Source organism: Polaromonas sp. DSP2-3-2b2, assembly GCF_049895905.1.
GTDB lineage: Bacteria > Pseudomonadota > Gammaproteobacteria > Burkholderiales > Burkholderiaceae_C > Polaromonas.
Map to the genome: position 1 here is coordinate 1 of NZ_JAFCTH010000041.1, position 12,073 is coordinate 12,073.

Consider the following 12,073-nt stretch of genomic DNA (forward strand, 5'->3'; position numbering starts at 1 on the left):
AAAGGATCAGAATCAAACACAAAAACTAGCCGCTTGAGCATCGAACTTTTTGCGGCAACTACCTTGACAGCGCCCGGAATGCCCAGTCGTACCGCTTGGTCTGATGCACCATCGTAACTGTCTCGCGCGTCGCCTTGCAGTGCCAAGTCTGCTGCGCGGTGCCCGCAAGCATCTCAAGCGCCTCGACATTGAGCACCGCAGCGCAGCGCTTGCCGGGCGCTCGCACTGATTCGTAGCAAATCCACTCAACACCTATGTCTTTCGCAGCGTCGGCCACAGCGTGCGTCTGGGCGTAGTCGCTTCCATGGGTCCAGGATGCACGGGCCTCAACCCACGGCGAGCTCATCAGGTCGACCGCCTTGCCCTTCACCTCGGCTTGGAAAAATGTGTGCTCGGTCAACAGCTCGGTGTGCAATAGCGCCACGCTGTCCAGGATAAAGCGGTGGCGCCAGTAGGCTACCTCAGCACAGGCCGCGTAGAGTTCTTCGGCGCCGTACCAGACTCCGAGCGTCCCGGCCCGCCGGAAGCGGCTTTGGTGCTGCGGTCGGTAGCGAAACGGCGTGGAGAGCAAATAGTGCTTCGGGGCCTTCATCTGCGGCAGGGGCGGCTTACTGCCCTCCAGCAGTCGCTCCAGGACATCCTGTTCTTGTGCGGTGTCCACGAGCCGCATGGTGGAGGCCACGTGCTGCGCCTCAACCCCGCGCCAAGCCCGCATGGCCATGTGCGTCACCCCGGTTTCAAGCCAGTCAGTGCTCCAGGTAGCTTCGCTCACGCCGGTGCCCGCATGCCATCGAGATAGTTCAGTGTGGCCACCAAGCCGTCAGCGCGCTCGATGAGCTTGCTGGGGATGCCGCCGAGCGCTTTGTTGTGGCCGCGCATCCAGGCGATGCGCTTTTGGTCGTCTGTGCCCACAAGAGGGTCTAAGGAACGGTAAACCCTTACCAGCAGCAGCGACAGCTCGCCCTCCTTGGAAGAGGGGTCAAGCGCCCGCTCGCCCTTAAGGACTCGGGAAACGGTGGGCTCGCTCAAGCCCACGATGCGCGCGACTGCAGCACCTGACAGTCCGAGCAGGTCGGCTGCACGACCCACGGCCTTGGCGAGCACGTAGCCGGGTTCAATCTGTACTGCTGACTGGGTATTCATTTTGATCTCCTTATCTTTCAATAGAAAGATTGTGACACCAATACGCAATAGTTAAGGGTTTATCTCTGTGAATCCGTGCTGCCACCACGGTTGTTAGATCGAAGTGCGGAAGAACTGCGACCTGCTCAGGCGGGTTCTGTCGCGTTGCCGGCTGATGAACGTGTTTGGGGCGGGAACGCATGCCAGTTCTTCAGACGGGACGGAATTTTCCTGCCAACGCGTAAAACTGGTCGGCAAACGACCCTTCGTTGCAGCCCTTCATCATGAGCTGACCTTTGCGAATCATGTGCATCAACTCGATGCCAGCCAGGACATTTTTGGCCGATTGAAATGACTTGAAGTTGAGTATCGGCCTGGTGACACGTTTGATGGCCCGATGATCCGGTTCTGTCGCATTAAGCGATTTTTTTCAAAAAATGGCGTTGACTTTATTGAACAATTTCTGCTGGGGATTGCTTAATGCGACAGAACCCAAACTGGCCTGGCTCAGAACTTACAAGTTCTGAGCCATGATCCGTCTTGAACAACAAAGCATGTTTGCTTTGACCCTGCCTTGATTGCACGTACAGCAAGAAGTTGGAAACTTTACCTGTATGGAGAATTGAGATGCAAGATAGAACAGTGCCCAAGAGGCAGTACACAGAAGAGTTCAAAATCGAGGCGGCAAGGCTGGGCGAATCGGTGGGGTGCATGAAGCGGCACGCCGGCTGGGCGTGCCGGTAGCGACACTGGGCAACTGGAAGCGGCGGCGAGCGGCTGCAGGCCTTGCAGCACCTGAAGTCGCCGCGAGCGCTTCAGCTCTGCCGATGCGAAGCTGGACGTGGAAATTCTTCGAAAAGCGACGGCGTACTTTGCAAAGGGGTCGCGATGAAGTACGCCTGGGTCGAAAAGAATCGCGACGAGTACACGGTCAGCCGGCTGTGCCGGGTGCTGTCGGTCTCCCGCAGTAGATACTGCCAGTGGCGCGTGCGCTCGCCCAGTGCCCGAGCGTTGGCCAACCAAGCCCTGGACGCCCAAGTGGCGGCCATCCACCGGGACAGCCGCCGCAGCTACGGGCGCCCGCGCATCGTGCAGCTACGCCAGCAAGGCCAGTACGTGAGCGCCGAGCGGGTGCGCCAAAGCCTGCAGCGTCAAGGGCTGCGCCCGGTCTACCGCAGAGCATATGTAGTCACCACCGACTCGGCCCATCGTCTGCCGGTGGCGCCTAATTTGCTAGATCGCCGCTTCGAAGGCTGGGAGCCGAATCGCGCGTGGGTTGGCGACATTACCTACGTTGCGACGAATGAAGGCTGGCTGTATCTGGCTGTAGTGATGGACTTGGCCAGTCGACGCATTGTAGGATGGTCGATGTCAAAGAACATCGATGCAAAGCTGGTCTGCACAGCCTTGGGAGCGGCATACTGGCAACGCAAACCCGCTGCTGGTGCACACGGACCGCGGGAGCCAATACGCCAGTCATGAGTACCGCCGCTTGGCAGCGGACTTCGGCCTCACGATGTCGATGAGCAGGAAAGGCAACGCCTGGGACAACGCGGCCATGGAGAGTTTTTTCAAAACGCTGAAGGTCGAGCGGATTTGCCAGGTACGCTACGAGACCCGGGCTCAGGCCCGGCTGGACATCGTGGACTGGATCGAGGGCTGCTACAACCGCGTGCGTATGCACACGGCCATCGGGTTCCTCGCTCCAGTCACAAAGGAACGCAGCCTTGTGGCTGCATAACTTCATGTACGTGAAAACGAGGCAGGATCAAAACGCTGTTCGGCTCATTGAAGGTCGACCGCCTGCACGGGCGACGCTTCGTGACCCGGCGCCACGCCAAGGATGAAACCATCGCCTGGCTGCTCGGGTACAACCAAGCCCGGCTGCATTCAACGCTGGCTTATGTCAGCCCGATGCAATTCGAAAGCGAATGGCTTGCCAGGCAAGCCAACTCATGAGCTCGGTTATGGGATACGCAATCCAGGGGCAAGGTCAGTTCGAGAGACCCTTGGCTAAGTTGCGGTGTGGGGCGCTTGCCATGAGCTTTTTTGTCGGACATGGCTTTCAAGAATGAGCGCCTGCGGCCCGCTGCGTTTCAATGCACGCCCAGGTATTCTCGGCATTTGAGTATGAGAAACCAAGGACCCATGGATAAGGACTTACTCCATCAAGGTGCTCGCCAAGGCATGGTCCGAGTCCGGGGTGCGCGCGAGCACAACTTGAAAAACGTTGATGTCGATATTCCTCGCGATGCACTGGTGGTCTTCACAGGGGTTTCCGGTTCAGGAAAATCCTCGCTCGCGTTCGGTACCTTGTACGCTGAGGCGCAGCGCCGATACTTTGAATCGGTCTCTCCGTATGCCAGGCGCCTCATCGACCAGGTCGGCGTTCCGGACGTGGACTCGATAGAAGGACTGCCTCCCGCAGTAGCGTTGCAGCAGCAGCGCGGAACTGCCAACGCCCGCTCGTCGGTGGGGAGCGTGACGACTATTTCCAGCAGCGTGCGGATGCTTTTTTCAAGGGCGGGAACGTATCCGCCAAGCCAGCCCATGCTTTACGCAGAAGACTTTTCACCCAATACGTTGCAAGGGGCGTGCCCGCAGTGTCACGGCCTGGGCCGGGTTTTTGATGTGAATGAAAAGACCATGGTGCCCGACGATTCCTTGAGCATTCGCGAACGTGCGGTGGCAGCATGGCCGACGGCCTGGCAAGGCCAGAATCTACGCGACATTCTGGTTTCACTCGGCTTTGACGTCGATACGCCCTGGCGAGACCTGCCCAGCAAAGATCGGGAATGGATATTGTTTACGGACGAGCAGCCCACCGTACCGGTCTATGCAGGATTAACCCCCGAGCAAACGCGCGCAGCCCTGCGCCGCAAGGCCGAACCCAGCTACCAGGGAACATTTATCGGCGCTCGAAAACACGTTCTGCACACCTTTGCCACCACACACAGCGCCTTGATGAAAAAGCGGGTCTCAGGCTTCATGGTCGGCAGTGCGTGCCCCCTGTGTCACGGCAAGCGCCTCAAGCGCGAATCCCTTTCGGTCACTTTCGCGGGACTTGACCTAGGCGAACTCTCCCAGTTATCGCTGGACCGCCTGGCCTTAATTCTTGCCCCGGCAGCCAACGGCATATTCGACATCCCCGAAGTACAGTTGCCAGCAACCTTAAGCCGGGAGGATGCACGAAAAGACACGGCCCGTCGGGCGGGCGTCGGTGGCTCGTCACATGCTGGGGCCAGCGATGTGCGGCGCACGGCGAACCTATCACCGGAAAAACGCATGGCAGCCCAGCGCATTACTTCCGACCTGATGGCGCGCATTACATCGCTCCAACGCCTCGGCCTGGGGTATTTGTCAATTGACCGGGCGACCCCGACGCTCTCGCCTGGAGAGCTGCAGCGCCTTCGCCTCGCAACCCAAATCCGCTCCAATCTGTTCGGAGTGATTTACGTGCTAGATGAGCCATCGGCAGGGCTGCACCCTGCGGACAACGAAACGATGATGGAGGCGCTCGACCAGTTGAAGTGTTCGGGCAATTCAATCTTCCTTGTAGAGCATGACCTGGACATGATGCGCTGCGCGGACTGGTTGGTCGACGTCGGTCCGGCAGCGGGAGAAGCTGGCGGTGAAGTTCTGTACAGTGGACCCCCAGCCGGGCTTGAGCACGTGGAGAAATCCCAGACCGCAAGGTATCTGTTCGGCCGGGATAGTGAGCTGCAGCGCACGCCACGGACCCCAACGGCCTGGCTGGCGCTGAGCGCCGTTTCGATGAACAACCTGGCTGGCATCGACGCACGGTTTCCCTTGAAAGCAATGTCTGCCGTAACGGGCGTGTCCGGGTCGGGAAAGTCCAGCCTTGTAACCCAGGCGCTGGTTCAGCTGGTACTGGAGAGCCTGGGAAGCGAAGCCTCGCACGCCGAGGAAGAACTCGACCCGCTGCAAGACTATGCACTGCCTCGGGCCAGCGGACGCATCGCGAGCGGAATGGAGGGTATCAAACGACTCGTGCATGTTGACCAAAAGCCCATTGGCCGCACGCCTCGCTCCAATCTTGCCACCTACACTGGGCTGTTCAATCATGTCAGAAAGCTCTTCGCGGACACCCCTGCCGCACGGTCGCATGACTTCGACGCGGGACGCTTTTCCTTCAACGTGGCCAAAGGACGATGCGAAACCTGCGAGGGCGAAGGGTTTGTATCTGTCGAGCTTCTCTTCATGCCGAGCGTGTACGCACCGTGCCCTGTGTGCCATGGCGCGCGGTTCAACGAGGAGACACTGAAGGTAACCCTGCGGGGCAAGAATATCGCCGACGTCCTGCACATGACGGTTGAAGAAGCACAAGCGTTTTTTTGTGATGAAGCTGTTCTTGCGAAGCCTCTAAGGCTGCTGAGCGACATCGGCCTGGGCTACCTGCGTCTGGGCCAGCCGGCGACCGAACTCTCTGGCGGAGAAGCACAGCGTGTGAAGCTTGCTACTGAACTGCAGCGAGCACAACGTGGCGACGTACTCTACGTGCTTGACGAACCCACCACGGGCCTGCATGCCGCCGATGTCGATAAGCTGCTTTCTCAGCTGCAGGGTCTGGTTGACGCCGGCAACACTGTCATTGTTGTGGAGCACGATATGAGAGTGATAGCCGCGTGTGACTGGGTCATTGACTTGGGGCCAGGAGCGGGCACGGCAGGAGGAAAAATCGTTGCAAGCGGCACACCCTTGGACGTTGCGCGCGATGGCGACAGTCTTACGGCAACTTACCTCAGAAAAAGCATGGCGCGGTCAACGTAAGCCGACAGCCGGGGTTTTGTCGCATTAGCAGTCCCAGCCAAGGATGGCGTTATGCTGACAGCCTGAAATTCAATGGTTGGGACGGGCGATGTTGAAGATGCGTATTCCGGTGAACGTGACCGCTGATTCCGGTAACGTGACCGGCATTCCGGCGAACGTGACCGAGGGTTGGTGTTGCGCGTTTTGATTTTATGCCGGCCTGCTTTTTCGGCTGTTTTGCCCTCTCTGGAATTGAATTTTTTGAACGAATAGGCCCCTGCCAGGCCGCCGGAGGCCCCCTGACCGTGGTGGCCTATTTGTCGGCGATTGCTTGTGCTGGCGGGCTTTTTTTGCGCAGAGATTCGCCGGTGAGGGTAAAGCGGTGATGGTTTTGCATCAGGCGATCGAGCATGGCATCGGCCACAGTTTGGTCACCTATCCACTCGTGCCAGTCGTGAAGTGTAGTAATACTGACACTAAATAGTAGTAATAATGACACTAACCTACTGAACACACAGTTCTCGAAGGAACGCCACGCTTCCAGTGCGCTTCAGCATTGTGCGAACCAGCGCGTCACATTGCGCTCTGGCGCTGCTCATATGGTGCGCAAACTTCTCTTGAATTTCTCGCCCTTGATCGGCCTGCTGATCGACATGAAACTGGCTGATCCATCGCACCAGTCCGGTCGGCGGATGCAAGGACTTATTGAACAGCCCGGCGGGGTGACAGACGCCGCACCAATACATCGCGAACAGCGTCCACGCCGCGGCATCAGCAGCCGAGGCAGTTGCTTTCATGACGGGCGCATCCCTTTTGACCTGACTGACCCACGTGAGCACCTGCGCACGGCCAGCGCCTGGCAGTAACGCCCAGTCCTGACGCAACCGCCTGCGTAAAAGCCATTCGCACGTTGCCAACAGGTTTGCTGCATCGCCTAAATTTGGGCCATGTCCCGTCAGTTGGGATACGTGCGCCAGCGACGCGACGCCAGTCGCTCTGAGTAGGGGCAGCCGGGTGAGCCGCCGCCAACGGGCGACCAGCATCGTCCGCTCGTCAGGTGCCTGCGCAGCGCTTGTCTTTTCGCACTGCGGTCCAACCGTTCTGGAACGCCTGGGCTTGGACGGTTTTGAGGGTGCCTCATGGGCACCTTGAAACCAGCCGGGCATCTCAAACTCCCAGGCCGGCACGATGATCGGCAGAGCCATCGGAATCACTGCCCAGGCATGAGCGACACCGTCTGCTGGGCCGCAATGTAGCCGGACTCCCTGACGGCGCGTTCCCAGTGCGCCGCGTCGAACGCGAGGTCATGGGTATCCCACTGCGCCCCCTGCAGCAAGACGCTTTCGACTGCACGTGTGAAGTAGTCCATGGGGATTTCTGCGGGGCCCGCCAGCTGCGACGATGCATGCGCGTTGACAAACGTGTTCCACAACAGGGCCGCCGATTGCTCCAGCAACATGCCGCGCCCGCATGCACGCGGATAGAAGAACTCCGTGAACGTCTTGCCGGTCGTCTCCGGGTAGCGGCTCAGGTCATAGCTGGCCAGGCACGTGGCGGCGTCCACCGCATCGCCAATTCCGCGAAAGTGTTGCTGCTCAATCATGAAACGCGCCACGATCTGTTCGTCACCGCTGAGCTGGTAATGCGCCTTCTGCTCCATCAGCTGGGGCTGCCCGACCAGAAACGTCAGCATGCGCACGCCATGGTGCGCCAGCTGGTCGTGAACGTCACGCAGCCACTCCAGGGCGTGCTTGGACAAACGCTGGGCTTCGTCGCACAGCAGCACGACGATGTGACTCGACCGCATCTGCAGCTGTTCGCTCAGCCGGCACATCAGCGCAAAGCGTTTGTCGGTGACCGACTTCGGCTGTGGGTGGCGCACCCCTGCAGCGCTCAGCAAGGTGCTGAAGAAGGGCCCTTCAAAGTCGCTGCGGTGGTGCTCGCAGGACATGCGCAGCACCAGGATGTCCGGGCGGTGGCGTGCCAGGTGCAGCGCGACGTAGTCGATCGCGTGTGTCTTGCCCATGCGGGGGCGGGCATGAATCAGCGCACCAGGAACCAGCACGCGGATGCAGCGCTCCACCAGGTCAACAAACTGTTCGATGGCGGCGGTGGCGACCCGGTAGTGTCGGCGCACCAGGGGGTGGTTTTGCAATGTCAACGTGGCCGGTTGCGGGGCAGCCCACACTGGCGGGGCTTTTTTGGGCGATGTTCTCTTGACGCCTTGACGGGTAATGCCGCTCCTCGGTTGCAGGGAATCAGTCATGAATGCCTTTCGCGCCTTGGAAGCGCTTTCGGCCGGAATGAAGGTCCCGGCCCGACCTCACGGCGCCAGATCGCACCAATGACCCGTCGGTGCCGCCTGGGCGGCCCGCAACTTGTGAGTGTTACCGCGCGAACCCGCGTGTGATGCGCAGGTTCTTGCCCTTGACCGGCCCGGATACCAGCTGGGAGGATGGCTCGACCAGGTTGGGCGTATTTCCTGCTGTACCTGGTGCATCTGGTGCACCACGGCGGTCCCGCTGTACGCGCGCCAGGTCGCTGGCCGCCCGGCGTGATTCGGGCGCCTTGGCCCGGCGCAACTTGACGAATGCCTCGATAGGACTTTCACCTGCTACGAATGCCAGTTGCTTCTCCCGTCTCGCCTTGAACACCTCCTGACGCAGTCGCAGTGAATGCGGCTCATGGCGCCAGGGGCCGCTGGCCGATAAATCTTGCAGCGGATGGCCCTCCTCCGTAAACACCCCCAAGGTCCTCAAATCCTTCGCATCGAAATACACCCTCAGCTGCTTGCCGATCAGATTGGCGCGGCGCGCCAGCTGCTCGCTGGTGTAGCGCACATGCATGAACGAGATGTAAGGGCGCTCCCCGCGCCCGACATTGCCGTGGACCAGACAGAAGGCGGGATCGTGCAGCAGCTCCAGGTGATCCCGCAGGGCTTGCGGCACCCGTCGCAGTCGAACAGGCGGCCGCCCTACCCCGCTGACCTGCTGGCTCATGCGCTCCAGTGGCGTGAGGCCCCCCAGACCGGAATGCGGGGTGCCATGGTAGTTCCACACGGTGGCATCGAGCAATTCCTCGAGCTCCTGGGCCGTGACCACGAATTGCAATTCCCTGGCCCCGTCCAGCTTGCGCTTGCGTTTGGACGTTGTTGCCGGTTTGGCGGGGATTCCCCCCGGCAAGCGCCGCGACAGCGTATTGGTCAGGGTGCCAAAGAAGCGCTCGATAAAGGGCCGGTCATCGGGCTCGTAGGCTGGCCCGAAGTCGGCAGCGCACCCCAGTGCTTCACACACGACATCCAGGCTGGTCGTGGCCAGGTGGGCGCGCGCATTGTCCAGCCGGATCTGGCGCCAGCAGGCATGCCGGGTTTGCGGCACCGCCTGTGACACGAAGCCACCTGCCGCTGACAGAGACAAACCGGCCAGCGTGATCCGGGGGACCTCCGCTGGCGTCAGTGCGTGCTTGAGGGTGGCGATCACCTCATAACGGCTGCATTCGCGGTGCAGGCACAGCGTGTACCCGAGGATGCAGCGGGTCGCCACGTCAATAATGGCCAATAGCCAGACCCTTTCGGTCTCAAAGATCCGCTCAATACCCTGCGGGTCGACATCGACCACCTTGAGCCGAACATCCATCTTGTGGGCATCGAACTCGACCGTGTCGAAGGCTTCGTCGGCCCCTCGCTCTGGCAGCTTGCGCAAGGCCGATGAAGGCTTGAAACGAGCGCCTGCCGCATGCGCGGCGTCATCAAAGCGGTCAAGCAGCCAGGCGCGCAGAATTCGCGCAAGGGAGCGCACGCCCTGATCTTGCTGGTTGAACGGGTAGTCCGATGGCAACAGACCTTGCTTGCGACAGGCGTCCTGGAAACGGTGCAGCACAGAACTGAAGTCGAACAAACGCGCGGCTTCACCCTCGCCTTTGAGCTGAACTTTACGGCTGCTCAGCTCGCGACGCAAATGCGCCTCAAGCGCCGGGTAGCGCTGCAAAAGCTGAGTGAATGCGCCGGCATTGCCGGCCTTTGTGTGCACCAGCGCGCGCGGTAGGCTGCTGCGTTCATAACCAGCCACATTAACGTGCGGCACCAGCGCCCGGTATCCCCAGATACTGCCGTCGGCATGCGCGCGTTGCGCCCGCTTGAGCATGCGAAACAGGGTTGATCGATCGATACCATGCTCAATTTCGATGCTTGCGATCGGCTCGCCCCGGGCATAGGCTTGTATGGCCGCGCAGCGTGACTGGTACTTCTGAAGAACGTTCTCGTCCAGGGCCTTCTCGTCGAGTCTGGGCCACTCGGCAATCCGCTTTAATTCGAGGGCCTGGCGGCTCATGAGCTCGCAGGCCCCACCACCACCGGCAAGCGGTGAAACCGTGTGGCGCCATCCAGTGGCTCAACTGCCAGGTCCGGGCTGATCACCCGGCCGTCAGCCAGCAACTGAAACAACGCCGCCTGCACGGTGGTCTCGTCGTGTTGCTGGAAATGCGCCAGCACCGAGTCCAGCGCTTCGTCTCCATTAAGGAAAACCATGATCTTCTGCTCCAGCAGGGCATCCCTGTAGCGCCTGTGGCTGACCAGATAGGGTGTGATGCGCGCCCAGTTGGCAAGGGGAACAGCCCAGGCGATCAGGTCAGCCCGGCTGATGTAACGCACAGGCAGACAGTGCAAATGTGATGGTTGCTCCGGCATAGCCGTGTCATTTGGTGATGACGGGCGTGGAGGCTCTTGCACCATCCAGAACTCCCCGGCGGGCGCGCCACGCAGTTGCACCCAAAAATCGATCACCGGGCCGCGTGATCCCTCGACGTAAGCCGGCCGTTCACAAAAAGTGGCAATGAGTGGATTGGCTTCGATGACCAGCCAGGTTCTGGACGCGTCGTAGCTGCCAATGCTCAGGCGCCGCCCGATCTTCGGGCTGAACACTTCAATACGCCGGCGTCCCGACGGTCGGGAAAACGGCAGGGGTCGCGTGTAGGGCATCGACTTGGCCATGACCTTGCTTCAATAGTTTTTACGGAAATACACCCCTCTATCGCAACAATTGGCAATATTAGTACATCTGAACAGATATTGTCAAAATTACTACATCAAAAAATGAAATGATGTTGACACTTTAGCCTCACCGGACTCAGCTAAGTCATTGATTTATAACGAAACCGTTCAAAAATAATAATTGTCAGTATTACTACACTTCACGGCTGGGCAAAGGCGGCACTTTGAGTGAGCATGAGGCCTAGGACGTCACTGCCTTCATGAGCAGCCATGAACGCATGCAAGACCCGCGCTTCATCAAGTCAGTCGCCGAGACGCACAAAAACTACCGTAACACCGAAGCCTCGGCAGGCAGCCTCAAGCAAGGGCCAGTTGAAAAATATCCTGCAGCTGCAATGAGGCGATCTGCGTTGATTTTCAGCTTTTGGCCACCCGCAAGGTGCCAAGTGCCAAATAGCCGCTCAGCCGGAACGCAATACCGCTTGCCCAAATGCGTGTAATTACTTCTGCATCATCATGTCGTGCATCATCATTTGCATGTCTTTAACGCTGACCATCCCGTTACTGCCTTTTTTCATCTTGTCATACATGGCTTCATGATGTTTCATGAATTCCTCCTTGGAAATCATTGCGTCGTTGTTGGTATCCATCATTTTCATGTCCAAGCCGCCTTTCATGCCGGCACCGCCCTGCATTGATCCTTGCCGCATCATGCCGTCTTGCGCGCATCCGGAAAGGCTTGCAGCCAGTAAGGCAGCCAGGCTTATAGAGATCAAGCTTTTCATAATCAACTCCTGTTATTAAAAATGTTGGAGAAACACACCTACAGCCAAGTCACTCCGACAAAGAGCAACGACTTCTTTTATCAGAGTCAAGTATGGCAGCCAATTCAGAATTCCGTTCACATGCTGATCAGGAAGTATTGAAAGCTATTGCTTTGAGTTCATGTGTCTTGAATTAGATAAGATTTGAGCACTTCAGCGTTTTTCGCAGCTCAATTAGACCAGGTTCTTAAAGATTCATGACATTTCCAATGCCTGGGCGATGGCAAAGTGACCTCACTGGTGCCCATTTTTGAACTCAAAAATTAGTTTGTCCAATATGAGCCAGGCTCCAAACCGGGCGCTGTCAAGGTAGTTGCCGCAAAAAGTTCGATGCTCAAGCGGCTAGTTTTTGTGTTTGATTCTGATCCTT

8 protein-coding genes and 5 pseudogenes are annotated in these 12,073 nt (G+C 58.9%); 4 read left to right on the forward strand and 9 right to left on the reverse strand.

Annotation, left to right across the window (positions count from 1 at the left end; translation table 11 throughout):
* Window positions 1–58: 58 nt before the first annotated feature.
* From ACP7AD_RS18105 to ACP7AD_RS18115, 3 genes and pseudogenes are all read right to left on the reverse strand, one after another.
* A complete protein-coding gene (locus ACP7AD_RS18105; protein WP_426149141.1) occupies window positions 59–772 on the reverse strand; it encodes an RES family NAD+ phosphorylase in 714 nt (237 codons plus the stop codon).
* On the reverse strand, window positions 769–1,143 hold the full coding sequence (locus tag ACP7AD_RS18110) for an antitoxin Xre-like helix-turn-helix domain-containing protein (RefSeq protein WP_426149142.1): 375 nt from the start codon (window positions 1,141–1,143) through the stop codon (window positions 769–771). The genes ACP7AD_RS18105 and ACP7AD_RS18110 overlap by 4 nt, the downstream gene beginning before the upstream one ends.
* A gap of 190 nt (window positions 1,144–1,333) precedes the next feature.
* A pseudogene (locus ACP7AD_RS18115) lies at window positions 1,334–1,540 on the reverse strand (DDE-type integrase/transposase/recombinase); the annotation flags it as partial.
* A gap of 209 nt (window positions 1,541–1,749) precedes the next feature.
* Here ACP7AD_RS18115 and ACP7AD_RS18120 point away from each other — a divergent pair.
* The 4 genes and pseudogenes from ACP7AD_RS18120 to ACP7AD_RS18135 form a co-directional block, all read left to right on the forward strand.
* Window positions 1,750–1,914 (forward strand): annotated as a pseudogene (locus ACP7AD_RS18120) (transposase); the annotation flags it as partial.
* A gap of 31 nt (window positions 1,915–1,945) precedes the next feature.
* Window positions 1,946–2,863 (forward strand): annotated as a pseudogene (locus ACP7AD_RS18125) (IS3 family transposase); the annotation flags it as partial.
* Between the two features lie 29 nt (window positions 2,864–2,892).
* Window positions 2,893–3,081: pseudogene (locus ACP7AD_RS18130) on the forward strand (IS3 family transposase); the annotation flags it as partial.
* 171 nt (window positions 3,082–3,252) lie between these two features.
* On the forward strand, window positions 3,253–5,913 hold the full coding sequence (locus ACP7AD_RS18135) for an excinuclease ABC subunit A (RefSeq protein WP_426149143.1): 2,661 nt from the start codon (window positions 3,253–3,255) through the stop codon (window positions 5,911–5,913).
* A gap of 292 nt (window positions 5,914–6,205) precedes the next feature.
* On the opposite strand, the pseudogene ACP7AD_RS18140 reads toward ACP7AD_RS18135, so the two are convergent.
* From ACP7AD_RS18140 to ACP7AD_RS18165, 6 genes and pseudogenes are all read right to left on the reverse strand, one after another.
* Window positions 6,206–6,352 (reverse strand): annotated as a pseudogene (locus ACP7AD_RS18140) (ATP-binding protein); the annotation flags it as partial.
* 43 nt (window positions 6,353–6,395) lie between these two features.
* Window positions 6,396–7,097: a hypothetical protein gene (locus ACP7AD_RS18145; protein WP_426149144.1), complete on the reverse strand. Its 702-nt coding sequence runs from the start codon at window positions 7,095–7,097 to the stop codon at window positions 6,396–6,398.
* Between the two features lie 5 nt (window positions 7,098–7,102).
* Complete coding sequence (locus tag ACP7AD_RS18150) at window positions 7,103–8,047, reverse strand: AAA family ATPase (RefSeq protein ID WP_426149145.1); 945 nt, start codon at window positions 8,045–8,047, stop codon at window positions 7,103–7,105.
* A 232-nt stretch (window positions 8,048–8,279) separates the two neighbouring features.
* Complete coding sequence (locus ACP7AD_RS18155) at window positions 8,280–10,220, reverse strand: hypothetical protein (protein ID WP_426149146.1); 1,941 nt, start codon at window positions 10,218–10,220, stop codon at window positions 8,280–8,282.
* Complete coding sequence (locus tag ACP7AD_RS18160) at window positions 10,217–10,879, reverse strand: hypothetical protein (protein ID WP_426149147.1); 663 nt, start codon at window positions 10,877–10,879, stop codon at window positions 10,217–10,219. The genes ACP7AD_RS18155 and ACP7AD_RS18160 overlap by 4 nt, the downstream gene beginning before the upstream one ends.
* 500 nt (window positions 10,880–11,379) lie before the next feature.
* The gene (locus ACP7AD_RS18165) at window positions 11,380–11,664 is read right to left on the reverse strand and encodes a hypothetical protein (RefSeq protein WP_426149148.1); all 285 of its coding nucleotides are present in this window, start codon (window positions 11,662–11,664) and stop codon (window positions 11,380–11,382) included.
* Window positions 11,665–12,073: the final 409 nt, after the last annotated feature.